The sequence below is a fragment of the Crossiella sp. NPDC003009 genome (assembly GCF_053591555.1).
The window spans coordinates 159,688-184,263 of record NZ_JBSFUA010000012.1 but is presented as its reverse complement, the minus strand read 5'-3'; the positions used below and the strand labels follow the sequence as shown (position 1 = coordinate 184,263).

General features: G+C 72.1%; 24 protein-coding genes. 5 read left to right on the top strand and 19 right to left on the bottom strand.

The genetic code is table 11. The features are described from left to right. Positions 1–34: 34 nt before the first annotated feature. The 6 genes from ACWDY5_RS16570 to ACWDY5_RS16545 all read right to left on the bottom strand — a co-directional run bounded on the left by ACWDY5_RS16570 (position 35) and on the right by ACWDY5_RS16545 (position 4,945). On the bottom strand, positions 35–625 hold the full coding sequence (locus ACWDY5_RS16570; protein WP_449723050.1) for a class F sortase: 591 nt from the start codon (positions 623–625) through the stop codon (positions 35–37). Between the two features lie 28 nt (positions 626–653). Then, on the bottom strand, positions 654–1,271 hold the full coding sequence (locus ACWDY5_RS16565) for a hypothetical protein (protein WP_449723049.1): 618 nt from the start codon (positions 1,269–1,271) through the stop codon (positions 654–656). 177 nt (positions 1,272–1,448) lie between these two features. Continuing rightward, positions 1,449–2,039, bottom strand: coding sequence for a class F sortase (locus ACWDY5_RS16560; RefSeq protein ID WP_449723048.1), 591 nt, complete (start codon positions 2,037–2,039; stop codon positions 1,449–1,451). Next, positions 2,036–2,752 carry a hypothetical protein gene (locus tag ACWDY5_RS16555; protein ID WP_449723047.1) on the bottom strand — a complete coding sequence of 239 codons (717 nt, stop codon included), beginning with the start codon at positions 2,750–2,752 and terminating at the stop codon, positions 2,036–2,038. Before ACWDY5_RS16555 ends, ACWDY5_RS16560 begins: the two co-directional genes overlap by 4 nt. Next, positions 2,749–3,402 carry a hypothetical protein gene (locus tag ACWDY5_RS16550; protein WP_449723046.1) on the bottom strand — a complete coding sequence of 218 codons (654 nt, stop codon included), beginning with the start codon at positions 3,400–3,402 and terminating at the stop codon, positions 2,749–2,751. Before ACWDY5_RS16550 ends, ACWDY5_RS16555 begins: the two co-directional genes overlap by 4 nt. 139 nt (positions 3,403–3,541) lie before the next feature. Beyond that, the gene (locus ACWDY5_RS16545; protein ID WP_449723045.1) at positions 3,542–4,945 is read right to left on the bottom strand and encodes an NAD(P)H-quinone dehydrogenase; all 1,404 of its coding nucleotides are present in this window, start codon (positions 4,943–4,945) and stop codon (positions 3,542–3,544) included. Positions 4,946–5,080: 135 nt separating this feature from the next. On the opposite strand from ACWDY5_RS16545, the gene ACWDY5_RS16540 reads away from it, so the two are divergent. Beyond that, positions 5,081–5,539 (top strand): gamma-glutamylcyclotransferase family protein, encoded by a 459-nt coding sequence (locus ACWDY5_RS16540; RefSeq protein ID WP_283663057.1) that lies wholly within the window; start codon positions 5,081–5,083, stop codon positions 5,537–5,539. Positions 5,540–6,010: 471 nt separating this feature from the next. On the opposite strand, the gene ACWDY5_RS16535 is transcribed toward ACWDY5_RS16540, so the two are convergent. The 7 genes from ACWDY5_RS16535 to xylB form a co-directional block, all read right to left on the bottom strand. Beyond that, complete coding sequence (locus tag ACWDY5_RS16535) at positions 6,011–6,742, bottom strand: hypothetical protein (RefSeq protein ID WP_449723044.1); 732 nt, start codon at positions 6,740–6,742, stop codon at positions 6,011–6,013. An 84-nt stretch (positions 6,743–6,826) separates the two neighbouring features. Beyond that, positions 6,827–8,113: a M20 family metallopeptidase gene (locus tag ACWDY5_RS16530; RefSeq protein ID WP_374213261.1), complete on the bottom strand. Its 1,287-nt coding sequence runs from the start codon at positions 8,111–8,113 to the stop codon at positions 6,827–6,829. After that, positions 8,110–9,330, bottom strand: coding sequence for a M20 family metallopeptidase (locus ACWDY5_RS16525; RefSeq protein WP_449723043.1), 1,221 nt, complete (start codon positions 9,328–9,330; stop codon positions 8,110–8,112). Before ACWDY5_RS16525 ends, ACWDY5_RS16530 begins: the two co-directional genes overlap by 4 nt. A 225-nt stretch (positions 9,331–9,555) precedes the next feature. Continuing rightward, positions 9,556–9,858 carry a hypothetical protein gene (locus ACWDY5_RS16520; protein ID WP_449723042.1) on the bottom strand — a complete coding sequence of 101 codons (303 nt, stop codon included), beginning with the start codon at positions 9,856–9,858 and terminating at the stop codon, positions 9,556–9,558. Positions 9,859–9,965: 107 nt separating this feature from the next. After that, complete coding sequence (gene xylA / locus ACWDY5_RS16515) at positions 9,966–11,129, bottom strand: xylose isomerase (protein ID WP_449723041.1); 1,164 nt, start codon at positions 11,127–11,129, stop codon at positions 9,966–9,968. 2 nt (positions 11,130–11,131) lie between these two features. Continuing rightward, entirely contained in the window at positions 11,132–12,382 is a 1,251-nt protein-coding gene (locus ACWDY5_RS16510; protein WP_449723040.1) for an ROK family protein, read from the bottom strand. A 173-nt stretch (positions 12,383–12,555) separates the two neighbouring features. Continuing rightward, positions 12,556–13,956, bottom strand: coding sequence for a xylulokinase (gene xylB / locus ACWDY5_RS16505; protein WP_449723039.1), 1,401 nt, complete (start codon positions 13,954–13,956; stop codon positions 12,556–12,558). A gap of 201 nt (positions 13,957–14,157) precedes the next feature. Here xylB and ACWDY5_RS16500 point away from each other — a divergent pair, with 201 nt between their 5' ends. From ACWDY5_RS16500 to ACWDY5_RS16490, 3 genes are read left to right on the top strand one after another with little or no spacing between them, the layout of a single operon-like run. Then, a complete protein-coding gene (locus ACWDY5_RS16500; RefSeq protein ID WP_449723088.1) occupies positions 14,158–15,786 on the top strand; it encodes a serine/threonine-protein kinase in 1,629 nt (542 codons plus the stop codon). A gap of 49 nt (positions 15,787–15,835) precedes the next feature. Beyond that, positions 15,836–16,627, top strand: coding sequence for a purine-nucleoside phosphorylase (locus ACWDY5_RS16495; protein WP_252485236.1), 792 nt, complete (start codon positions 15,836–15,838; stop codon positions 16,625–16,627). Beyond that, entirely contained in the window at positions 16,624–18,288 is a 1,665-nt protein-coding gene (locus tag ACWDY5_RS16490) for a phospho-sugar mutase (RefSeq protein ID WP_449723038.1), read from the top strand. The genes ACWDY5_RS16495 and ACWDY5_RS16490 overlap by 4 nt, the downstream gene beginning before the upstream one ends. Positions 18,289–18,331: 43 nt before the next feature. Here ACWDY5_RS16490 and ACWDY5_RS16485 read toward each other — a convergent pair whose 3' ends face one another. From ACWDY5_RS16485 to ACWDY5_RS16470, 4 genes are all read right to left on the bottom strand, one after another. Then, on the bottom strand, positions 18,332–19,324 hold the full coding sequence (locus tag ACWDY5_RS16485; protein ID WP_449723037.1) for an aldo/keto reductase: 993 nt from the start codon (positions 19,322–19,324) through the stop codon (positions 18,332–18,334). Next, the gene (locus tag ACWDY5_RS16480) at positions 19,321–19,722 is read right to left on the bottom strand and encodes a MerR family transcriptional regulator (protein ID WP_283663047.1); all 402 of its coding nucleotides are present in this window, start codon (positions 19,720–19,722) and stop codon (positions 19,321–19,323) included. Before ACWDY5_RS16480 ends, ACWDY5_RS16485 begins: the two co-directional genes overlap by 4 nt. 62 nt (positions 19,723–19,784) lie before the next feature. Further along, positions 19,785–20,171 (bottom strand): type II toxin-antitoxin system death-on-curing family toxin, encoded by a 387-nt coding sequence (locus ACWDY5_RS16475; RefSeq protein WP_449723036.1) that lies wholly within the window; start codon positions 20,169–20,171, stop codon positions 19,785–19,787. 21 nt (positions 20,172–20,192) lie between these two features. Next, on the bottom strand, positions 20,193–20,399 hold the full coding sequence (locus ACWDY5_RS16470; RefSeq protein WP_185001644.1) for a ribbon-helix-helix protein, CopG family: 207 nt from the start codon (positions 20,397–20,399) through the stop codon (positions 20,193–20,195). A gap of 90 nt (positions 20,400–20,489) precedes the next feature. Here ACWDY5_RS16470 and ACWDY5_RS16465 point away from each other — a divergent pair, with 90 nt between their 5' ends. Then, on the top strand, positions 20,490–21,077 hold the full coding sequence (locus ACWDY5_RS16465) for a TetR/AcrR family transcriptional regulator (RefSeq protein WP_449723035.1): 588 nt from the start codon (positions 20,490–20,492) through the stop codon (positions 21,075–21,077). 68 nt (positions 21,078–21,145) lie between these two features. On the opposite strand, the gene ACWDY5_RS16460 is transcribed toward ACWDY5_RS16465, so the two are convergent. Next, a complete protein-coding gene (locus tag ACWDY5_RS16460; RefSeq protein ID WP_449723034.1) occupies positions 21,146–22,489 on the bottom strand; it encodes a glycoside hydrolase family 18 protein in 1,344 nt (447 codons plus the stop codon). 78 nt (positions 22,490–22,567) lie between these two features. After that, complete coding sequence (locus ACWDY5_RS16455) at positions 22,568–24,508, bottom strand: glycosyl hydrolase family 18 protein (RefSeq protein WP_449723033.1); 1,941 nt, start codon at positions 24,506–24,508, stop codon at positions 22,568–22,570. Positions 24,509–24,576 lie beyond the last annotated feature (68 nt).

Sequence of the window (24,576 nt, the reverse complement as noted above, 5' to 3'; positions counted from 1 at the left end):
GGCGTGCCCGCGCGGCACGCCCCGTTTTCGCTGTTCAGGCCACGAGTGTGGCGTAGACGATGGTGTTGTCGCGGTAGCTGCCCGCGGCCCGGTCGAAGCTGCCGCCGCAGGTGATCAGCCGCAGCTCCGGCTTGTCGGTGTTGCCGTAGACCTCCTCGGTGGGGAAGTCGGTCTTGGGCACCTGCGCCGAGCGCTGCACCACGAACTTCGCGGTGCTGCCGTCGGCCCGCTTGACCAGGATCTCGTCGCCGGGCTTGAGCTCGCGCAGCTGGTAGAAGATGCCCGGCTTCTTCGCCCCGTCGATGTGCCCGAGGATCACCGCGGGGCCCTTCTCGCCCGGCGTCGGGCCCTTGGCGTACCACCCGGCCTGCATCGGCTGGCTCACCGGCGGCACCTGCACGGTGCCGTCCTTGTTGAGCCCGAGCTTGGTCAGCGTGGACCTGGCCCCGATCTTGGGGATCTCCACCGAGACCGGGTCGGACTTGCGCATGGGCTTGCCCTGCGCACCGGCGATCGGTGTCCCGCCCTGGTCGTGGGCTGCCTCGGCGAACACCTGGCCCCACAGGTCCCGTGCGCCGCCGCTGAGGAGCACCGCCCCAGCGGCGAGCAGCAGTACGGACAGCATCCCGGCGAGGACACGGCCGCCCCTCCGGTCAGCCCTGCGCGGAGGCACGACGCCGCCGCAGCGCCCACACGCCGAAGCCCGCACCGGCGGCCAGCGCGGCCGCGCCACCGGCCAGCGCCAGGCCGTTGCCGTCGTCGGAGGTGCCGCCGCCACCGGTCTCCGGTGCGCCCTTGGGCGTCTTGGCCGAGGTGGAGGTGGTGGCGCTCGGCTTGGCCTCGCTGGGCTTGGTGGCGCTGGGCTTGGGCCGGGTGGACTCGGTCGGCCGGGACTGGGTCGGGCTCGGCTTGGTGGTCTCCCCCGCGCCGGCCGCGACCGCGAACCTGGCGGTCTGCGGCTTGTCCTGGCAGGTGAAGGTGATCTCGTAGGCGCCGGGCTTGGCGTCCTTCTTCACCACGGCCGCCCACTTGGCGGTCTGGGTCTTCTCGTCGTAGCTGACCCGCTTCACGCCGTCGAGCGCCGAGGAGCCCGGCTCGCGGAATCCGGAGTCGACCGCGCATTCGGTGGTGATCTCCACCCGGCTGCCCGGGACGCTCTCCGACTTGGCCACGGTAATGCTGGGAGCCGCCGCCAGCGCGATCGGCGCGGCGATGAGCACGCCGGTCGCACCCAGTGCGGACCCAGCGGCGAGAATGCGACCGATACCCATTGTTTCCTACCTCATTCCCCGACATCTTCAGTGCGGGCTCGGTACCCGCCTGCACACCTAAAGACGCCAGGGCCGCCATTGGGTTGCCTGGATCATCGCTGGTCAGAGACCTTTGGCCAGACGGCCATACTTCGCGAGGCCAGGCAACCCCGGCGTTGATCGAACGTCCTACGCGGACTACTCGACCATGGTTGCATACACGATGATGTTGTCCTGATAACTGCGCGCGCCCTTGTCAAAAATGCCGCCACAGGTGATCAGGCGCAGTTCCGGACGTTCCGTGTCGCCGTATACGCGTTCAGTCGGGAAATCCTTCTTCGCGACCTGCTCGGTCTCGTGCACCACGAACCGGACGGTTTTCCCGTCGGCCCGGTCCACCTGGATCTCATCCCCCACCGCGACCTCGCGCAGCTTGTAGAAGATGCCCGGTTTCCCTGCCCCGTCCACATGCCCCAGCACGATCGCGGGCCCCTTCTCCCCTGGCGTCGGCGCCCCGTCGTACCACCCGGCCTGCATCGGCTGGTTGACCGGCGGCACCTGGATCGTCTGGTCCTTGTTCAGGCCCAGTGGCACCAGGCTGGACTCCGCGCCGATCTTGGGCACCCGCACCTTGGTGGGCGTGGACCTGCCCAGCGCGGCCACCTCAGCCGGTGCGGCGGACGTGGTCTCCGCACTGCTGCTGGCCGGTGCGGCCGGTGGCGCGGCGCCACAACCGGTCAGCGCGAACACCGCGGCCAGCAGCAGACCGGCCACACCGACCCTGCTCACCCCAGGTCACCCCCGCCGGTCTCCACGCCGCCGACCGGCTTCACCTTGACCTGCCCGCCGCCGGTGGCCGGTGGCGGCGGTGGCGGCTGGTGGCCCGGCGAGCCCAGGACGGTGAAGAACACGCTCCGGGTCGTCCCGCCACACGTGATCGTCACCGGGTAGCGGCCGGGCTTCACACCCGCCTTGACCTTGGCCGAGAAGTTCGAGTCCTGCGGGTTGCCACCCTGGTACCAGACCGACTCCAGCGCGGCGGAGGCCGGCTCGGTGTTCGGCTTGTTCCGCTTGTCGCAGCGCCGCACCAGCTTCACCGCGTCCCCCGGCTTGCCCGAACTGGGGGTCAGCGTCAGCCCCACCTCGCCAACGGTCTCCCACGGCAGCACGGTCACCTGGGTGGTACGGGTGACCGAGCCACAGCCGTAGCTGACGGTGTGCTTGGACCCGACCTTCAGGTTCTTCGCCAGGTGACCGGTGCCGTAGGCCCAGGTCGGGGTGTACGGGCTGGGCTGCACTGGGACCGTCTCGGTGAACACCGACGACCGCACCGGCTGGAAGTCCCGCCCCTGGCACACCAGGCTTATCGAGACGCGCTCCATGCCGAGGTGGATCGTCGCCGGCATGTGCAGCACCGGCTCGGTGGTGGCCCCGGCCGGGCTCACGGTCAGCCCGGTGAGCACCGCGGCGGCCGCGAGCACCCCCAGCGTTCGCGCCCTCATGACATCCCTCCACCGGTCTCCACGCCGCCCTTGGGCTTGACCACCGGGCCGGGGCCTGGCGGCGGCGCCGGCTTGTCCGGGTCCAGCACGATCAGCCTGCGGAAGACCAAGGACGAGCCGCAGTAGAACTGGACCGGGTGCCCCTCCGGCTTCACCCGCGCCACCGGGGCGGTGATCTCGTAGGTCGAGGACCCGGTCCGCTTCCAGGTGAGCTTCCCGGCCAGCGCGACCGTGTCCAACCGGCCGATCGGGCCGTTCCCCGGGTCGCACACGCCCAGCACCTTGATCTTGTCCCCCGGTTTCCCGCTACCCGGGGTGAGCACCAGCGCCGGTCGCCCGACGGTGTGCCCCCACACGGTGATCTTCCCCCGGACCTGGCGCGCACCGCAGGCCATGACCAGCTCGTAAGACCCCGGCGCGGTCTCCGCCTTCACCTGCCCCTGGCCGGACACCACGCCGCGCGGCCGTCCCAGGTTCATCGGCACGGGCGCGACGAACGCCGGCGAGCTGACCGTGACCCCCGACTTGGTGTCCGCGCACCACCCACGCAGGTGTGCCTCCGTCCCCGGCATCGGCCGGTTGGTGACGGTGATGCTGTTCTCCGCCGCGGCCGCGACCGGCGTGACGGCAACCCCCGCCGTCAGCGCCACTGTTGATGTGATGAGCCCTAACACTCGCGCATAGCGCATGCTGTGCCTCCCTCATCAGCGAGTGATGTAGGGGACACGCGCGGGCGCCCGGCTTCGTTGTCCGCGGTGACCAGGTCGAGACCTGAGCTCGAGCGGTTCTCTAGTCGAGGTCGTCGTGGCGCATCAGCTTGCGCCCGGCCTCGGTGATCGAACCGGACAGCGAGGGGTAGACGGAGAAGGTGTAGGCCAGGTGTTCCACGGTCAGCTGGTTCTGCACGGCCAGCGCGATCGGCGTGATCAGCTCGCTGGCCACCGGGGCGACCACCACGCCGCCGATCACCACGCCGGTGGCAGGGCGGCAGAACAGCTTCACGAAACCGCGGCGCAGCCCCTCCATCTTGGCCCGCGCGTTGGTGGCCAGCGGCAGCATGATCGTGCGCGCGGGCACCTCGCCGGAGTCGATGGCCTGCTGGCTGATGCCGACGGTGGCGATCTCCGGGTGGGTGAAGACGTTGGCGGCCACCGTCTTGAGCTTGATCGGCTGCACGCCCTGGCCGAGTGCATGCCACATCGCGATCCGGCCCTGCATGGCCGCGACCGAGGCGAGCATCAGCAGTCCGGTGCAGTCGCCCGCGGCGTAGATGCCCGGCACGGTGGTCCGGGAGACCCGGTCGACCGGCACGAATCCGCCCGGCCCCGGCTCGATGCCGACCTTGTCCAGGCCGATGTCCGCGGTGTTCGGGATGGACCCGACCGTCATCAGCGCGTGGCTGGCCTCCACGGTCCGCCCGTCGGCCAGGAAGACCTTGACCCCGCCGCTGGTCCGCTCGACCTTGTCCGCCCGCGCGTGCTTGAACAGCGCGGTGCCCCGCTCGGTGAACACGTCCTCCAGCACCGCGGCCGCGTCGGCGTCCTCGTGCGGCAGGATGCGGTCCCGGCTGGAGACCACGGTGACCTTGACGCCCATCTCGGTGTAGGCGGAGGCGAACTCGGCCCCGGTGACGCCGGAGCCGATCACCACCAGGTGCTCGGGCAGCTCGGGCAGGTCGTAGATCTGCCGCCAGGTCAGGATGCGCTCGCCGTCGGGCTGCGCGCCGGGCAGGATGCGCGGGTTCGCGCCGGTGGCGATCAGCACCACGTCGGCTGGCAGCTTCTCCACCGAGCCGTCCGCGCCGCGCACGGCCACCCGGTGCTGGGCAAGGCCCGGCGCGTCGTCGCACAGCCTGGCGTGCCCGTTCATGATCCGCACACCCTCGCGCTGCACCCGCGCCCTGATGTCCGCCGACTGCGCCAGCGCGAGCCCCTTGACCCGCCCGTGCACCACCGGCAGCTCGACGCCGATCGGCCCGTCCCCGGTGCTGATGCCCAGCTCGGGTCCGTTGCGGAAGGCGGAGCGGGCGCCGGCGGAGGCGATGAAGGTCTTGGAGGGCACGCAGTCGTACAGCACGCAGGCGCCGCCGAGGCCGTCGCTCTCCACCAGGGTGACATCGGCTCCGTGCTGGGCGCCGACCAGCGCGGCTTCGTATCCGGCCGGCCCGCCTCCCATGATCACGATGCGGGTCACGGGGTCCTCCTGTGGTGGGTGGTGCGGTCAGGTTTGTCGGCGGGTCCAACCGTACGCGCTACCCGTCCGGGGTCAGTTCGGAGGCTGTGCGCACGGCGCGTCCCGATGCCGCGAACGGGTCGCTAGGCTAGGGCCGTGCCGCTCTATGCCGCTTACGGGTCCAACATGGATCCGGACCAGATGACGGAGCGTGCTCCGCACTCGCCGATGGCCGGTACGGGGTGGCTCGTCGGCTGGCGAATGACCTTCGGAGGCGAGGACCTCGGCTGGGAGGGCGCGCTCTCCACCATCGTCGAGGACCCCGGCAGCCAGGTCTTCGTGGTCCTCTACGACGTCAACTCCCTGGACGAGGACCGCCTCGACCGCTGGGAAGGCGCCGAACTGGGCCTCTACAAGAAGATCCGCCTCCGCGTGCAGACTCTGGAGGGCTCGGTCCTGGCCTGGCTCTACGTCCTGGACGCCTACGAGGGCGGCCTTCCATCGGCCCGCTACGTAGGCGTGGTCGCCGACGCCGCCGAAGCCGCGGGCGCTCCAGCCGACTACGTCAACGACCTCCGCACCCGCCCCTGCAACGGCATAGGGCCCAACGCCTGATCCACCCCGGGTGCTGGCCGGTCTCGTACGGCGAGCCGGCTACTGCTGAGGGCTGCCCGGTTCTTGTGCGCCTCGAACCCGCCGCAGCCAGCAACCGCCGCCACGGCAACGGCCTCGGACACGACGGCCTACCCGTCACGTCACGACGGACTCCCCGTCGCGGGGCGTCGGGCGATCCGCGACTGAACCGCTCAGCGCGAACGCGCCTGCCACTCCCGGCCGGGACCAACCGCGCGAGCGGGCACACCGTCCCACGCCCGCAGCTCAGCACCGGATCCGCGCTGGCTGGGCACCGGTCCTGCCCGATGCTCCAACAGTGGCCCGGCCCGATCGGACCCGGACTGGGGGCCTGCACGCCGGACCCATCGCCTGAGCCCGGCCTACGGCGGCCTCCGCGCCGAACCCGCTCCACCACCCGGCCCTGTCTCCGGCACCGTCCTGCTCGCCCGCGCCCGCGGGATCAGCGGGCGGTCACCCGGCTCTGGTTCGCCGACGCCGCACCGCGTAACGCGGTTCGACGACCTCGATCCGGCGGACACCGGACTGGTCCCCCACTCGCGTGCGCCCCGGCCCGGCCCTTTCCCCGGACATCGGCAGACCCCGGCCGTCGGATGCGTCCTCGGGCCGCGACGGGACCGGAGCGCCGGTTCCGTCGCGTTGGGCCGGTATCCCCGTGGCGGGAGGTGACGCGGATGACCGGCGCAGGACGGATCTGATCTCGCGGACCAGGGTTCGGCGCAGGTCGGGGGGCAGGGCGCGCAGTGCGGTTCGCACGCAGGGCAGGGCGCTGGGGTGGTGGGTGGTCAGCAAGGTGGTCAGGACGTGGGCGGGGGTCAGCACGGGGAGGCCGTCGAGGAGGAGGATGTCTTCCTCGGTGAACTCAGCCGGGTGCAGGATCAGGCCGGGGCGGCCTCTGGCGCGGTGCCGGGGTGGCACGGCGACGTGCACGCTCAGGGTCTGGGGTGGCAGCCAGCCGAAGATCTCGGCGGCGGTGGGGCCGGTCAGCGCGGCGGGTGTGCCTGCCAGCAGCAGGGCGGCCCTGGCTCGGGTGCGGCGGTCGCGGGCGCGGTCGGCTGGGACGAACAGGTCGTGCCAGATCCGGCGGAGCCTGCCCGCGCGCAGGGCGGCGCCGAGGCCGGGTTCGCCGAGGGCCGCTACGGCCTGGGCTCGGGTGCAGGGGACGGGGAGAGGGAGAGCGGGCATGGGTCCACGATCGGCGTTTGCCGGGGTGGGGGCAAACGCCGATCGGGCGGGCTGTGGATAACTCGGGGGCTGTGGATAACCGAGTCAGGCCTGGAGGGCGTCGATGGCAGCCTGGGTCATGATGCGGATGCCGACCGGCAGCGCGCGCTCGTCCAGATCGAAGGTGGGTTGGTGCAGGTCCTTCTGCGGTCCCTGGCCGGACCAGACGCCCAGGCGGGCGAAGGAGCCGGGGACGTGTTCCAGGTACCAGGCGAAGTCCTCGCCGCCGGAGGACTGCTCGGTGCCGGTGATGGCGTCCTCGCCCAGCGCGGTCTGGGTGGCGGCGCGCAGCAGGCGGGTGCTCTCCCGGTCGTTGACCACCGGCGGGACGCCGCGGCGGTGCAGCAGGTCGAAGCCGATGCCCAGCGGCACCAGCAGGGCGCCGATCAGCTCGCGGACCACCGGTTCCAGCTCGGCCCAGGTGTCCCGGTCGCCGGTGCGCAGGGTGCCGCGGAGCAGGCCGTCCTGCGGGATGGCGTTGGCGGCGTCGCCCGCGTGCACGGCGCCCCAGACCAGCACGGTGCCCGAGCGCGGGTCGACCCGGCGGGTGAGCAGCTCAGGCAGGCGGGTGATCAGCGTGCCGAGGCCGTGCACCAGGTCGGCGGTCAGGTGCGGGCGGGAGGTGTGGCCGCCGGGCGAGGTCAGCCGGACCTCCAGCAGGTCGCTGGCGGAGGTGATCGCGCCGATCCGGGTGCCCAGCTTGCCCACCTGGAGCCGGGGCGCGCAGTGCAGGCCGAAGATCCGCTCCACGCCGTCGAGGCCACCGGCGGCCAGCACGTCCAGCGCGCCGCCCGGCATGACCTCCTCGGCCGGCTGGAAGATCAGCCGGACCCGGCCGGGCAGCGAGTCCGCCGAGGCCAGGGCCAGTGCGGTGCCGAGCAGCACGGTGGTGTGCGCGTCGTGCCCGCAGGCGTGCGAGACGCCGTCCACGGTGGAGGCGAAGGGCAGGCCGGTGTCCTCGGTCAGCGGCAGCGCGTCGATGTCGGCGCGCAGCGCGACGCAGCGGGACCCGCTGCCCACCTCGCAGATCAGGCCGGTGCCGCCGGGCAGCACCCTGGGCCGCAGGCCGGCGCCCGCCAGCTCGCGGAAGAGGAACTTGGTGGTGTTGTGCTCGTTGCGGGACAGCTCGGGGTTGGCGTGGATGTGCCGGCGCCAGGCCACCACCCGGCTGAGGTTCTCGCCGAGCCACTTGTCCAGCCAGGACGGTCCCCGCCCGGCACCAAGATCAGCCACAGTGGACATGGTGCGGCCGGAGCCGGGGCTCAGCACGTCGATGGGTCCGCGGGACTCCGGTCCGAACGGCGGGCCGGGTCGGGAATCCAGGACAGTCACGCCTCAAAACCTCCTGCCGTGGCTGGCACGGCAACGCGGCTGTTCACACGATCAGCGGTGTCCGCGAGCAGCCGGGCTCGCTGGGCATCATCCGAGGCGGCGACCACCGCGGTCCAGGCCAGCGCGACCGCGCCGTCCAGCACCGCCCTGTCCGCGGAGGGCGAGGCGCAGGCGGCCGCGAACTCCGGTTGGTGGTTCACCGAGTTGCCACAGTCAATGGCGATCGTGGGGTGGATGGCGGGCAACGCGTGGGTGATGTTGCCCATGTCAGTGCTGCCGGTCTGGCGGTTCGCCTCGTCGGCCGGGCTCAGCGGCTCCCGGCCGAGCTCCGTCACGGCAGCGCGGTACGCCATGGCCAGCCACGGGTCTGGGGCCAGCTCGGCGTAGTTCGGGGACACCTGGGTGATCTCGTACTCGCAGCCGGTGGCCACGGCGCCTGCCTCGAAGCAGCGGCGGATCCGCTCGTCCAGGTGGGTCAGCGAGTCGAGGTTCTCGGCTCGCAGGTAGAACAGCCCGGCGGTGCGCGCGGGCACGATGTTGGGCGCGGCGCCGCCGTGGGTGACGATGCCGTGCACCATCTGCCCGTGTTCCAGGTGCTGGCGCAGCAGGCCGATGGAGACCTGGGCCACGGTCAGCGCGTCCGCGGCGTTCACCCCGAGGTGCGGCGCGGCCGCGGCGTGCGAGGCGCGGCCGGTGTAGGCCACTTCCAGGTCGGTGATGGCCAGCGAGGAGCAGGCGCAGGTCTCGTGCGGGGCCGGGTGCACCATCATCGCCATCGAGACACCGTCGAAGGCGCCGCGCTCCAGCATCAGCACCTTGCCGCCACCGGCCTCCTCGGCGGGAGTGCCGAACAGCTTGACCGTGATGCCGAGCCGGTCGGCGACCTCGCGCAGGGCGAGCGCGGCGCCGACCGAGGAGGCGGCGATCACGTTGTGCCCGCAGGCATGCCCGACCTCGGGCAGCGCGTCGTACTCCGCGCACAGCCCGACCACCAGGTCACCGGAGCCGTAGGTCGCGGTGAGCGCGGTGTCCAGGCCCGAGGTGCCCCGTTCGACCGCGAAACCCTCCGCGGCCAGCAGGGTGGCGACCTTCTCGGCGCTACGGTGCTCGGCGAAGGCCAGCTCGGGTTCGGCGTGGATGCTCCGGGAGAGCCCGACCAGCGCGTCCGAGTACCGCTCGACCGTGGAGCGGCACTGCACTTTGGTGTCGGTACTCATTTGCATCCAATCCTGCACTACCCGTTCCGGCCAAGATCCAAAGATCGTCTGCGAACCGCTTGACGGTTGGTTCGCTGCGCCGAGCGGAGTCGTGCCCTTCGGTCTGGCTGTACCCCCAACGCGTCCATCGGAACGTGCACACCTGCGCACGTCAATGTGGGCGAAGGGGTTTCTATCCGGGCGGCATTTCTTCCGGCCAGCCCAAAATAGCAGGTCAGCGCGGGTTCACTTCGCGCTCTTACCCCACTTCTTGCGGTATTTCCGCCCGAAGAAGACGATCGCCAGCAGCAGCACCGCGATGATCGCGATGGTCACCCTGCGCTCGTTGTCCGCCTTCTGCTCCGGGGTGACCGGGGCGGGGGCGGTGGTCTGCGTCGGGGCCGGAGTCGGCTTGCGCGTGCTGGTCTGCTCGGCGAGCACCCGGACCACGGCGGTGGGCTCGATCGCCGCGGCCGCGGTCGGCGTGGCCAGCAGGGTGAGCCCACCCAGCAGGGCAGCTACCACCGCGTTGGCCCGACCTCGCATCATCGCCTCCTCCTCGAGCGTGCACCCTCTGTGCATCGTCGAGACAGAGCATGCCCTGTCGCCCCCCGGAAGGTCACCCCGCCCGGGGGGCTCGGTGGCGCATCGTGAGATCAGCGCACGCCGAACAGGTGATCAAGGCCCAACTGATCGAGTCGCTCGTAGCCCATCCCCCTGGTCGCGGCGGCCTCCGGGTCGAAGGACTCCTCGCGCAGGTCGGCCAGGCTCTCCCCCGGCAGCAGGGTCGGCACGGCCAGCGCGGCCACCCTGGAGGCCTCCTTGGCCGCGACCACCTCGGGATCGGCGTGGAAGGCCTTGGCCCGCTCGGCGAAGATCAGGTAGTTGCGCATGCAGGCGGCCGCTGCCGCCCACACACCGTCCTCGTCCTCGGTGCGGGCTGGCTTGAAGTCGAAGTGCCGGGGACCGTCGTACCCGGCCCGCTCCAGCAGGTCGACCAGGTGGAAGGCGGCCTTGACGTCGCCGTTGCCGAAGCGCAGGTCCTGGTCGTAGCGCGGCCCGGTCTGCCCGTTGAGGTCGATGTGGAACAGCTTGTCCGCCCACAGCGCCTGGGCCACCCCGTGCGGCACGGACAGCCCGGCCATCTGCTCGTGCCCGACCTCCGGGTTCACCCCGACCATCTCGGGATGGGCCAGCCGCTCGATGAAGGCCAGCGCGTGCCCGATGGTGGGCAGCAGGATGTCCCCGCGCGGCTCGTTGGGCTTGGGCTCCAGCGCGAAGCGGATGTTGTAGCCCTGCTCGCGGACGTAGGCGCAGAGCAGGTCGATCGCCTCGGCGTAGCGGTCCAGCGCGACCCTGGCGTCCTTGGCCACCGGGGTCTCCGCGCCCTCGCGGCCGCCCCACAGCACGTACACGCCCGCGCCCAGCTCGGCGGCCAGGTCGATGTTGCGCAGGGTCTTGCGCAGCGCGAACCGGCGCACGTCGCGGTCGTTGGCGGTGAACGCGCCGTCCTTGAACACCGGGTGGGTGAACAGGTTGGTGGTCAGCATCGGCACGGTGAGGCCGGTGTCGGCCAGCGCCTTGCGGAAGCGGTCCAGCAGCAGGCCCCTGCTGGTGTCGTCGGCGCCGAAGGGGATCAGGTCGTCGTCGTGCAGGGTCACGCCCCAGGCGCCCAGCTCGGCCAGCTTGCCCAGCGCGTGCTCCGGCTCCAGCGCGGGCCGGGTGGGCTCACCGAAGGGGTCGTTGCCCCGCCAGCCCACCGTCCACAGCCCGAAGCTGAAGCGGTGTTCCGGCCGCGGCTGGTAAGGGTCAAGACTCACGACTACCTCCGGCTGTCCACAGTGGACTGTGCAGGGACGAGTTCCCAACGGTTGCCCGGCGCGGGCACTGGGGCCAGCGTCGGGTCGGTCAGCACGTGCTCCATGGCCGCGTACGCGCCGCCGCGCACGGCCGCGGTGAAGCCGAGGTCCGAGGGCAGCAGGGAGCAGACGGACTGCTCCGCGCCGAGGGCGACCACCCGGCCCGCCAGCTCCCGCTCAGCAGGGGCGATGAGCCAGTCGGCGAGCACCGCGAAGTAACCGCCGAGCACCACCGCGGCCGGGTTGAGGATGTTGACCAGGATGGACGCACCGACGCCGAGCGCGGCGCCGATGCGCTCCAGCGCGGCCAGCGTGCGCGCCTCGCCGTCCCTGGCCCTGCCGGCGATGGTGGCCAGCCGCTTCTCCAGGTCCAGCGAGGGATCGCGGACCGGGTCGCCCTCCTCGGCCACTGAGCGCAGCAGCGCGGCCAGCCCGACCTGGGTCTCCCAGCAACCGTTGCGCCCGCAGCCGCAGGCCGCGCCGCCGGGGTCCATCGGCATGTGGCCGACCTCGCCGGTGAACCCGGTGGCGCCGCGCAGCAGCCGCCCGTCGGCGATCACGCCGCCGCCGACGCCGACCTCACCGGTCAGGTAGAGCAGGTCGGTCGCGCCCGCGGCCACCCCGGCGACGTGCTCGGCGACCGCGGAGAGGTTGGCGTCGTTGTCCACCGCGATCCGGCCGGCCGGCAGGTCCAGCCGGGCGCTGAGCTGGTCCACCACGGCCGCGTCCCGCCAGCGCAGGTTGGGCGCCAGCCGAACCACGCCGCTGTCCACGTCGACCAGGCCGGGCACCGCGGCGGTGACCCCGGCGACCCAGCCGCCCATGGCCTCCACGGTGCGGCGGGCCTCGGCGGCCAGCCCGGCGAGCAGGTCGACCGCCTCCTCGGCGCCGAGCGCGGTGACGTCAGCAGGCAGCCTGCGGTGCAGCACCAGTTCGCCTGCGAGGTCGAGCACGGCGACCGCGGCGTAGTCCACGTTGGCTTCCAGGCCGATGCCGCACACGGTGCGCGGGCGCAGCTCGACCAGCTGACCGGGCCGCCCGATCGCGCCGCCGACCACCGCGCCGAGCCGGACCAGCCTGCGCTGCTCCAGCTCGGCCACCAGGCTGGACATGGTCGCCTTGTTGAGGCCGGTCATCCGGGCCAGGCGGGCGCGGGACTGCGGCCCGTCCGCACGCAGCGCCCGGAGCACCAGGGCCAGGTTCGCCTTGCGCAACCCGGCATGGTCAGCGGGACGGTCCGGACCCTGCACCCTGTACCTCGATTCGTTTGTTGCTCAGCCAAACTAAGACCTCGACGGCTTCGGGTCAACCTGACCCCGCCTTGAGTGCCTATCGGCTGAACGGCCGCACGTCACCCCACCGAAGAGTGGATCACCCGTTCAGCGCATCAGTAATCGTGTACCTGACCTCGAGCGGCTGAGTAAGCGGCTCGGACCTCGGCATACGCGTCAAGGTTCGCTGACGGACAAGGCTCCGCGCGCACCGTCCAGGACGGTGGCTCCGCCGACCCGCTCACCGCCCAGGCGGCCTGCCGGGCCGCGCCCAGCGCCACGTACTCGGCCGGCTCCGGCGCCTCCACCGGCGCGGCGAACAGGCCGGGCGCGACCGCGCGCACCGCGGCCGAGCGGGCCGCGCCGCCGACCAGCAGCACCCTGCGCACCTCGACCCCCTGCGCCCGCAGCGCGGACAACCCATCGGCCAGGCCGCACAGCATGCCCTCGACGGCGGCCCTGGCCAGGTTCTCCGGGGTCATGTTGGCCCGGCGCATCCCGGTGAGCGTGCCGCTGGCCCCGGGCAGGTCGGGCGTGCGCTCGCCGTCCAGGTAGGGCAGCAGCACCAGCCCGCCCGCGCCGGGCGCGGCGGCCAGCGCGAGCCGGTCCAGCTCGGCCAGCTCAACGCCGAGCAGCTGGGCGGTGGCGGTGAGCACCCTGGCCGCGTTGAGCGTGCAGACCAGCGGCAGGTAGCGCCCGGTGGCGTCGCAGAAGCCGGCCACCGCGCCGGCCGGGTCGGCGGTCGGGTGCTCGGCGACGGCGAACACGGTGCCCGAGGTGCCCAGCGAGACGATCACGTCGCCCGGCCCGGCGCCGAGGCCGAGCGCGGCCGCCATGTTGTCCCCGGTGCCCGCCCCGAGCAGCCACCCCTCCGGCGTCCGACCCGCGGACTCAGCCGGACCGAGCACCGCGGGCAGCTCGGGGACCCGGCCGAAGGCGGCGGTGAGCAGGTCGGGCAGCCAGTCGCCGGTGGCCGGGTCGAAGTAGCCGGTGCCGGAGGCGTCGCCGCGGTCGGTCGCGGGCGCGTGACCGGGTTCGGCCAGCTGGTGGGTGAGCCAGTCGTGCGGCAGCAGCACCCCGGCCACCCGGTCGGCGTTGGCCGGTTCGTGCCTGGCCAGCCAGGCCAGCTTGGTCACGGTGAAGCTGGCGCCGGGCACCGAGCCGGTCCGGCGGGCCCACTCCCCGGGCCCGCCCAGCTCGCGGACCAGCTCGGCGGCCTCGCCGGCCGAGCGCAGGTCGTTCCACAGCAGCGCGGGCCGCACCGGGGCGCCCTCGGTGTCCACGGTGACCATGCCGTGCTGCTGGCCGCCGACCGACAGCGCGGTGACCGGCCCCGGCAGCCCGGCGGTGGCCTCGGCCAGCGCGTCCCGGCAGGCGGCCAGCCACACCGCGGGGTCCACCTCGGTGGCGTCCGGGTGCGCGGCCCGGCCTTCCGCGACCACGCGGCCGGTTTCCGCCTCGACGACAAGGGCCTTGGTGGACTGGGTCGAGGAGTCGATGCCGACAGTGAATGCCATAGCGCGGGATCATGCGCTGCCGCCGGAGCGCGCGCCAGCGTCCAACCGTGCGGCCGGATGTGCAGAATGGACCTCGTGCCACCCGCTGACACCCCCTCCGACCAGCCCGGGCCGAGCGCGGACCCGGTCGCGGACGAACAGCCCGCCGCCCGCCGGATCGCCGAGCGCTACCGGCTGGACGGACTACTCGGCCGGGGTGCGATGGGCACGGTGTGGTCGGCCTACGACGAGATGCTGGGCCGCCGGGTGGCGGTGAAGGAGGTCCGGCTGCCGCCGGGCATCCCGGTGGCCGAGGCGGACGCGCTGCGCGAGCGCACCCTGCGCGAGGCGCGGGCCATCGCGGTGCTCTCCCACCCCAACGTGATCACCCTCTACGACGTGGTCCGCCAGGACGGCGAGCCGTTCGTGGTGATGGAGCTGCTGTCCTCGCTCAGCCTGGCCGAGCTGGTCCGCGACCAGGGCCCGCTGTCCACCGCGCAGGCCGCGGCCATCGGCGACGCGGTGGCCGCCGCGCTGGAGGCCGCGCACCGGGCCGGGGTGACGCACCGGGACGTCAAGCCGGGCAACGTGCTGGTCGGCGTGGACGGGCAGATCAAGCTCACCGACTTCGGCATCGCGCGCAGCGTCAGCGACCACACGCTGACCAGCACCGGGATCATGCTCGGCACCCCGGCGTTCATCTCGCCGGAGGTGGCCTCCGGCGACCCGGCCACCCCGTCGGCTGACCTGTGGGGGCTGGGCGCGACGCTGTTCGCCGGGCTGGAGGCGCGCCCGCCCTACGACGCCGACGGCGACCCGCTGGACACGGTCACCGAGGTGGTGCACGGCGAGGTCCCACAGGTCGACGCCGAGCACCCGCTGCACCCGGTGATCGCCGGACTGATGACCAAGGAACCCGGCTCCCGGATGTCGCTGGCCGAGGTGCGCAGGCTGCTGCACCCGCTGCTGCCCGAGCCGGGCGAGCGGCTCTTCGACGTGCGGCCCAAGGAGATCACGCCGGAGTCCGGGGAGCTGCTGGAGCAGCCGCGCACCCCGAATCCGGCCTCCGGGGTGCTGCCCGCGCTGCTGGCCAGCGACCCCGGCCCGCTGCCGTTCCTGACCGCGACGCCGGAGCCCAAGCGCCGGGGCCCGGTGGCGCGGGTGCTGCTGTCCGCGCTGGCCCTGGTGCTGTTCATCGCGGCGACCGGCGGCGGGTTCGCGCTGGCCAGGGTGGTCGGCGGCCAGCCGGTGGTGCCGACCGCGGAGCCCACCACCGGAACGCGGCTGCAGCTGCTCTCCCCGGTGCGCGAGCTGCAGCCGAGGACCGAGCGGGCCAGCCTGGCGGTCAACGGCACCGACGGCGGGTTCACCGTGAACGTGCCGCAGGACTGGACCACGTTCAAGGAGTTCCGGGCCAGCTCACCCGACTCCATGGCGGTGCACTTCGTCTCCGCCGACGGCCGCCAGGAGCTGGTGGTCGAGCGGTTCCCGAACTACTACCCGCAGTCCCGGCTGGAGAACTACCTCAACAACCTGCGCACCAGCGCGGTCAGCTCGCAGGGCACCTTCGAGACCAAGCGCGACCAGGTCGGCGCGAAGAGTGAGGGCGCGCCGGAGGCCTCCCGCGAGCTGCTCTACCGGGTGGCCGACCCCGGCCCGTTCGTCACCACGCCGAAGCCGGGCGCCGGCGCCGAGGCCGACCTGGTCCGCCGCTCCAGCTACGTGCTGCTGCTGCCGACCAAGGACCGGGACCTGTGGGTGGTGCAGGTCACAGTGCCGACGGAGTCCGAGGACACCGGGCAGAAGGAGCTGTTCGGGCCGATGGCTGCCAGCTTCGTGCCCGCTGGCTAGGGTCCTGGGTGTGACCGAGACAAGCACTTCACTCAACGTCAGCCCGTCGGTGGATCCCGACGCCGCTGCCGCGGCCGCCGCCGCGGAGCTCGCCGCCCGTACCGGGGTGGCCACGCACGACCTCGCCCTGGTGCTGGGCTCCGGCTGGCGGCCCGCCGCCGACGTGCTCGGCGAGCTGGTCGCCGAGGTGCCGATCGGCGAGCTGCCCGGCTTCGTGGCACCCAACGTGGTCGGCCACGGCGGCACCGCGCGCTCGGTCCGGGTGGGCGGGAAGAACGTGCTGGTGCTGCTCGGCCGCACCCACTACTACGAGGGCAAGGGCATCCCGCAGACCGTGCACGGCGTGCGGGTGGCCACCGCGGCCGGGTGCACCACGGTGGTGCTGACCAACGCCGCCGGCGGCCTGCGCCAGGGCATGCGGGTGGGGCAGCCGGTGCTGATCAGCGACCACCTGAACCTGACCGCGGCCTCGCCGCTGGTGGGCGCCAGGTTCGTTGACCTGACCGACCTGTACTCGCCACGGCTGCGCGGGCTGGCCAAGGAGATCGACCCCTCGCTGGAGGAGGGCGTCTACGCCGGGCTGCCGGGCCCGCACTTCGAGACCCCGGCCGAGATCCGGATGCTGCGCACCATGGGCGCGGACCTGGTCGGCATGTCCACCGTGCTGGAGGCCATCGCGGCGCGGGCCGCGGGCGCCGAGGTGTTCGGGCTGTCCCTGGTGACCAACCTGGCCGCGGGCATCACCGGCGAGCCGCTCAACCACGAGGAGGTCCTGGAGGCGGGCAAGGCCGCCGCGACCTCGATGGGCGAGCTGCTGCGGAAGCTGGTGGAGCGCGCATGACCAAGCTGGGCACGGAGCTGCGGGACGCCGCGTTCCGCTGGATCGCCGACGACGTCGACCCCGATGCCCGGCTGGAGCTGCAGAAGGTGCTCGCCTCGGCGCTGGCCGGGGACGAGGCCGCGGTGGCCGAGCTGGCCGACCGGATGGCCGGGCCGCTGCAGTTCGGCACCGCCGGCCTGCGCGGTCCGCTGCGCGCCGGTCCGAACGGGATGAACCGCTCGGTGGTGGTGCGCACCACCGCGGGCCTGGCCGAGTACCTGCGCGCGCAGGGCCGCTCCGGCGGGCTGGTGGTGGTCGGGCGGGACGCGCGGCACGGCTCGGAGAACTTCTGCGCCGACGTGGCCGAGGTGCTCACCGGCGCCGGGTTCGACGTGCGGGTGCTGCCGAGGCCGCTGCCCACACCGGTGCTGGCCTTCGCGGTGCGCGCGATCGGCGCGGTGGCCGGGGTGCAGGTGACCGCCTCGCACAACCCGTCGGCCGACAACGGCTACAAGGTCTACCTGGACTCGGGCACGCAGATCGTGCCGCCCGCCGACCGGGAGATCGAGGCCGCCATCACCAAGGTGCCCGCCGCGGTCTCGGTGCCCAGGGTCGCGGCCTGGCAGCCGGTGGGCGAGGACCTGATCGAGACCTACGCCGACCGCGCGGCCAGTCTGCCCAAGGGCAAGGCGCGGGAGCTGCGGGTGGCGGTCACCGCGCTGCACGGGGTCGGCTCGGAGACGCTGCTGGAAGTGTTGCGGCGGGCCGGTTTCACCGATCTGCACCTGGTCGAGTCGCAGGCCAGCCCGGACCCGGACTTCCCGACGGTCACCTTCCCCAACCCGGAGGAGCCCGGCGCCACCGACGAGCTGCTCGCACTGGCGTCCACTGTGGACGCTGACCTGGCGGTCGCGCTGGACCCGGACGCGGACCGCTGCGCGCTGGGCGTGCGCGGCCCCGACGGCTGGCGGATGCTGCGCGGGGACGAGACCGGCGTGCTGCTCGGCGCGCACGTTCTGTCCACATTGGACAAAGAGGCGCATCCGGATCCGTTGGTGGCGACCACGATCGTGTCCTCGGAGCTGCTGCGCTCGGTGGCCAAGACGCACGGCGCGCGCTACGACGAGACGCTCACCGGCTTCAAGTGGCTGGTGCGCGCGGGCGACGGCCACGGCACCGGTCTGGTCTACGCCTACGAGGAGGCGCTGGGCCACTGCGTGGACCCGGACTACGTGCGGGACAAGGACGGCATCAGCGCCGCGGTGCTCGCCTGCGACCTGGCCGCCACGCTCAAGGCGGCCGGCCGCGGCCTGCTGGACGGGCTGGACGACCTGGCGGTCGCGCACGGCCTGCACCTGACCGACCAGGTCTCGCTGCGGGTGGCCGACCTGGCCCTGATCGGCGCCACCATGCGCCGCTTCCGGGACACGCCGATCACCGAGCTGGGCGGCACACCGGTCACCCAGACCGACCTGCTGCCCAAGGCGGACGTGCTGGTGCTGCGCGCCGAGGGCGTGCGGGTGCTCATCCGCCCCTCCGGCACCGAGCCCAAGGTGAAGGCCTACCTGGAGGTGGTCACGCCGGTCGCCGACCACGCCGCGCTGCCCCAGGCCCGCACCGAGGGCAAGGCCCGCCTGGCCAAGCTCCGCGAGGCCATCACCGCCCTGCTGACCGCGGCGTAGACCACGTCCCGCCGGGGCTCGGGCGAGCCCCGGCGGGTGTGGGTCAGCCGTTGAGCAGGGGCATCATCTGGTCGCCGTAGCGGTTGCCGGCGACCTGGTCGGCCGGGACGGCGGCCTCGACCGCGGCGATCTCCTCCGGAGTGAGGGTGATCGTGGCGGCGGCGACGTTCTCGGTGAGGTACTTCAGGCGCTTGGTGCCGGGGATCGGCACCACGTCCTCGCCGCGGGAGTGCACCCAGGCCAAGGCGAGCTGGCCGGTGGTGATGCCGCGCTCCGCCGCGATCGCCTCCAGGGCGCGGACCATGCCGAGGTTGCGGGCCAGGTTCTCCTCGCTGAACCGCGGCTGACCGGCCACCCGGAAGTCGTTGCTGTCGAAGTCCTTGGTGCTGGCGAAGCGGCCGGTCAGGAAGCCGCGGCCGAGCGGGGAGTAGGGCACCAGCCCGACGCCCAGCTCACGGGCCGTCGGCAGGATCTCCGCCTCCAGGTCCCGGGTCCACAGCGACCACTCGGTCTGCAGCGCGGTGATCGGGTGCACGGCGTGCGCCCGGCGCAGAGTGGCCGCGCTGGCCTCGGACAGGCCGAGGTAGCGGACCTTGCCCTGGGCGACCAGCTCGGCCATCGCGCCGACGGTCTCCTCGATCGGCGTGTCCGGGTCGACCCGGTGCTGGTAGTACAGGTCGATGTGGTCCACGCCGAGCCTGCGCAGCGAGTCCTCCACCGCCTGGCGCACGTAGGCCGCGTCGCCGCGCACCCCGCGCTCGTGCGGGTCGGCGGTGCGCACGATGCCGAACTTGGTGGCCAGCACGACCCGGTCGCGGCGGTCCTTGATGGCCCGGCCGAGGAGCTCCTCGTTGCGGTGCGGTCCGTAGATGTCGGCGGTGTCCAGCAGCGTGACACCGAGGTCGAGCGCGCGGTGGATGACCTCGATCGAGGCGGCGTCGTCAGTCTCGCCGTAGAACTCGCTCATCCCCATGCAGCCCAGGCCCTGGGCCCCGACTTCCAGGGCGCCGATCTTGCGGGTGGGCAGGGTGGTCATGCGGTCGCCTCCTCGTGGATCAGCTCGGCGGCGGTCATCTGCCGCTCGATCTGGTCGTAGTGCTCGATCTTGTAGTCCAGGACGTCCAGGCAGGCCTGCAGCTCGGCGATGCGCTCGCGGACCGAGGTGCGCTGCTCCAGCAGGATCGCCTTGCGCCTGCCGTAGCTGGCCGCGCCGCGGTGCCGGAGCTGGGCATATTCCCGCATCATCCGGATGGGCATGCCGGTCAGCCTGAGCTTGGTGAGGAACCCCAGCCAGCCCAGGTCGTCCTCGGAGTAGGACCGTCGCCCGCCGGAGTCCCGGGCGGGCGGGTCGAGCAGGCCGATGCGCTCGTAGTACCGCAGGGTGTCGACCGAGAGTCCGCTGCGCTCGGCCGCCTGGGCGATGGAGTAGCTCACGTCTTCGACCGTAGGAGCTGGAGTGCACTCCAGGTCAACCCGAAAGCCCAAACGGGTCCGAATCAGTCCTCGTCCTTGGGTGTGGCCCACTCCTCAAGCCGGTCGGCCACTTCAGAAACCTCGATCAGGCCACGGCCCAGATCGCGGACGATGTCCAGCGCCTCGTCCTCGTCGGCGTCGATCCACCAGCCGTTGATGTCACACAGAGTCACCGCGGCGACCCAGCCCAGGCGCCAGTTCCCCTCCAGCAGCGGGCGGGTCCGAACAATGGAGTCCAGCAGGGCGGCGGCCTTCAACCAGAGCGTCGCGTACGCCTCGACGCCGAGCACCGCGGCGCGGGGTCGGTGCGCGGCGGAGTCCAGCAGCCCGACATCGCGCACCACGAGGTCACCGCCAGTGACCGCGGTGGCCAGCACGAGCAGGTCGCTGGCATCCAGATAAGTGATCACTAGCCAGGAGATACCAGAAAATCAGGTCGAGCCGAGCCGTTCCAGCAATCCCCGATAGCGGGGAAGAACACGTTCCAGGGCGTCGGAGAGCTGTTGTTCCTTGTGCAACCGCGACCACCGGTCGGCCAGCGCGAGTCGCACGATTTCCTGTTTGGAGCGGCCCTCGACGGTGGCTAGCTCGTCGAGTTGCCGATTCTCCTCTTCGGTCAGCCTCAGCGTCATGGCCATGCGGGGGATGGTACCGATCTGGTATCACCATAACCAGAGGTCAGATACGTCCATTCAGGTTACATAACAGTGTTCCGGTACGATTGCGCGGTGCCTCGGCCGAAGACGCACGACGAAACGCTCCGGGAGAAGCTGCTCGACCGGGCGGCCCGGCTGCTCGCCTCCGGCGGCCCCAGCGCACTCGGGCTGCGCGGACTGGCCCAGGACGTGGGCACCTCCACCACCGCGGTCTACGCGCTCTTCGGCGGCAAGCCAGGGCTGCTCCGGGAGCTGTTCCTGGACGCGTTCCGGCGCTTCGGCGCGCGACTGGCCGAGGTGCCGGTGACCGAGGATCCCGCGCAGGACCTGCTCCAGCTGGGCCTGGCCTACCGGGCGGCCGCGCTGGCCGATCCGCACCTGTACCCGGCACTGTTCGGCGCGCCGGAGCCGGACGAGCAGACCGCAGAGGCAGCGACCGCCGCACTGGCTCCGCTGCTGGCGGCGGCGCGCCGGGGCGTCGAGCAGGGCGTGTTCGCGGCGGATACGGCCGAGGGGCTGGCCAACTCGGTGTGGAGCCTGGCGCACGGCCTGGTCAGCCTGGAGCTGGGCGGGCGGCTGCTGCCGGGACCGGATCCGGCGCGGAACTACCTTCGCGCGCTCGACGCGCACACGCGGGGCTGGCGCGCGCCCCTGTCCTGATGACAGAGGGCGCGAGGCCCGGGACACCCCGCCGCCAACGGTTCCCCGGGCCTCGCTGAACTGTCCGTTTAGGACAGCCCTCTGTGGATCGCCGCGAACAGCTCACCGTTGCCGGTGTCACCGTCGAGCGACCAGACCATGGCGCCACCCAGCCGCTGCTGCCGGATGTAGCGCGTCTTCTCCCGGATGGAGACCGGGTCCTCGAAGTTCCAGAACGTGTTCCCGTCGAACAGCCAGCCGGTGGCCGCCTTCGGGTCCCGGTACTGCGTGAACCCGGGCAGTTCCTTGATCTTGTTGTAGTTCAGGTAGCCGCACTCGTGGCTGCTGGGCGCGCAGCCGGTGGCGGGCTGGAACAGGCCGTTGCCGCCTCCGGTGACCCCGGTCCAGCCGCGGCCGTAGAACGGCACGCCGAGCACCAGCGAACGCCGGGGCGCGCCGCGGTCCAGGTAGTCCTTGATCACCTGGTCCAGGTCCAGCTTGCCCGGCGTGGGGTCGTTGTCAGGGGCGTGGATGGCGGACTGGTGGTTGGTCACCGAGTCCCAGGCGCCGTGGATGTCGTAGCCCTGGATGGTGGCGAAGTCCAGCAGCCGGAACACCTTCGGCACCTCGATGCCCGCGTCCACGGTGGCCGCGCCGGCCGGCAGGAAGGCGGTCAGCTCGTAACGCTTGCCGGTGCGCCAGGACAGCTCGGCGAACTGCCGCCGGAACTCCGCCAGCGCGAGGGTGAAGTTCTGCTTGTCCTCCGGCCGCACGATGTTGCCGGGCGCACCCTGCGCGCCGGGCCACTCCCAGTCCAGGTCGATGCCGTCGAACAGCCCGGCGGCCGCGCCGTCGCCGCCCTGGGCCAGGCCGTCCAGCTTGGGCAGGTTGCCCTTGAGGTAGAGGTCCACGCAGCTCTTGACGAAGGCCTTGCGGGAGGCGTCGGTGAGCACCGCGTTAGAGAAGTACTTCGACCAGGTCCAGCCGCCGAGGCTGATGTTGACCTTGAGGTGCGGGTACTTCTTCTTCAGCTTGCGCAGCTGGTTGAAGTTGCCGGCCAGCGCCTGCTCCGGCTGGTCCGCCACCCCGTCCACCGACTCGGCCGCGGTGTGCAGCCGCTGGTAGTCGGCCTTGGCGTCACCAAGGCCGGTGGTGCTGCTGGCGAAGCACCTGCCCTCCTCGCTGACGTTGCCGAAGGCGTAGTTGAGGTGGGTGAGCTTGCCCGCGGTGCCGGAGCTGACGAGCTTGTTCACCGTGTAGCCGAACTGGTTCGCGCTCCACTGGGTGTAGTAGCCGACCCTGCGCTGGGACTGTCCCCAGTGCTCGGCCGCGGCCTCATCCGCCACGGCTGCCGGTCCCAGTGACGCCAGGAGACCGGCCAAGGTGGTGACAACGACCGCGGCGATCCGGCCGCGGCGCTGAGTGGTCCTCATCTGCGAGCACTTCTCCTTGGTTCGGAGTGGGGTGGTCGCGGCCCGGGGGCAGGGAGTCCCGGGCCGCGACCGTGGTTCCTAACCGAGCGCGGTGGCCAGTGCCTTGATCAGCTCACCGTCGGCGGTGTCGCCGTCGAGGGACCAGATCATCGCGCCGCCCAGGCCCTTGCTCTTGGCCCAGTTGACCTTCCTGGTGATCTCGGTGGGATCGTCGAAGGTCCAGAAGGTGCTGCCGTTGAACAGCCAGGCGTGCCCGGCCACGGCGTCCCGGTGCACGGTGTAGCCGCTGCCCACCAGGTTCTTGATCTTCTTGTAGTCCTCGATCCCGGCCTCGTAGGTGCCGGGCGCGGGACCGGTGGCGGCCTGGAAGAGGCCGTTGTTGGCGTTGGTCACGCCGGTCCAGCCCCTGCTGTAGAAGGGCACGCCGAGCACGACCCAGTTGGCGGGCGCGCCCCGGCTGGTCCAGGCGTCCACCGCGATCTCGTCGGAGTAGGCGAACGGGCTCGGGTCGCCGGCGGGGTGCTTGACCGAGGACTGCTGGTTGGCCACCTTCTCCCAGCCGCCGTGGAAGTCGTAGCCCTGCACGTTGCCGAAGGTCAGGTTCTTGACCACCTCGCCGACCTCGAACCCGGCGTCCACCTTGCGCGGGTCGGCGGGCAGGAACGCGGTCAGGTCGTACTTCTTGCCGGTGGTCGCGCCGAGGGCATTCAGCTGGGCGCGGTACTCCGCGGCCAGCAGGCTGAAGTTGCGCTTGTCCTCGGGCCGGACGATGTTGCCGGTGTTGCCCTCGGAACCGGGCCACTCCCAGTCCAGGTCCACGCCGTCGAAGATGCCCGCGCCGGAGCCGGGTCCGCCCTGCGGGTCGCCGCCGATGACCGGCAGGTTGCCCTTGATCCACATGTCGATGCAGGAGCTGACGTGCGCCTTGCGCGAGGCGTCGGTGAGCGCGGCGTTGGAGAAGTACTTCGACCAGGTCCAGCCGCCGAGGCTGATCAGCACCCGCAGGTTCGGGTACTTGGCCTTGAGCTTCTTGAGCTGGTTGAGGTTGCCGGCCAGCGGCTGGTTGTAGACGTCGGCGACCCCGTCCACGGCCTGCTCGGCGGGCAGGCGGCGCTGGTAGTCGGCCCAGGAGTCGCCCTGGCCTGCCTGGTTGACCTGGAAGCACTTGCCCTCGGCGTTGACGTTGCCGAAGGCGTAGTTCAGGTGGGTCAGCCGGGCCGCGGTGCCGGAGGTGTCCAGGTTCTTCACGTGGTAGGCGCGGTCGTAGACGCTCCACTGGGTGAAGTAGCCGACCTTGCGGTTGCCCGAGGGGCCGGGATCGCCGCCCTTGCCGGTCTTGCCGGTGACCGAGGGGCTGGCCGCCGAGGTGTTCCCGGCGGCGTCCTTGGCGCGCACGGTGAAGGTGTAGGAGGTGTCCGCGGCCAGTCCGGTCACGGTGGCCGAAGTACTGGTCGCGGTGGCCACCACCACGCCGTCGCCGACGATCTCGTAGCCGGTGACGCCGACGTTGTCGGTGCTGGCAGACCAGCTCAGCGAGAGGCTGGAGCTGCTGACACTCGTGACCGAGGGCTGGCCGGGCGCGCTGGGCGCCTGGGTGTCCGGTTCGCCGCTGCCGCCGTCACAGGAGGCGCCGTTGACCTTGCAGCCGCCCGGGTCGCGGTAGGCGCCGGTGAACTGCACGCCGAAGCCGAAGCTGGCGGACTGGCCCGCGGTCAGGGATCCGTTCCAGGACTGGCTCTTCGCGGTCACCCGCTGGCCGCTGACGGTGTGCGTGGCCTCCCACAGCGAGCCCAGCCGGTGCCCGGCAGGCAGGTCGAACTCCACCGTCCAGCTGGCGATCGCCGCCGGTCCGTTATTGGTGATCGTGTACTTGCCCTCGTAGCCGGTGTCCCAGCCGGAGGTCTTGGTGAACTTCGCGGTCACCCCGGTGGCCGCGTTCGCCGGCAGGGCGGCGAGGCCGGACAGGGCGAGCAGCAGGGTGGTCAGCATCGCGGTGGCACGCCATCGGCGGATGGGCATGTCTCTCCTCGCGTCAGGAGCGAAAGGCGCAGCAGGGGGGTGGAGCGTGGAGGTGGGTGAAACCGGCC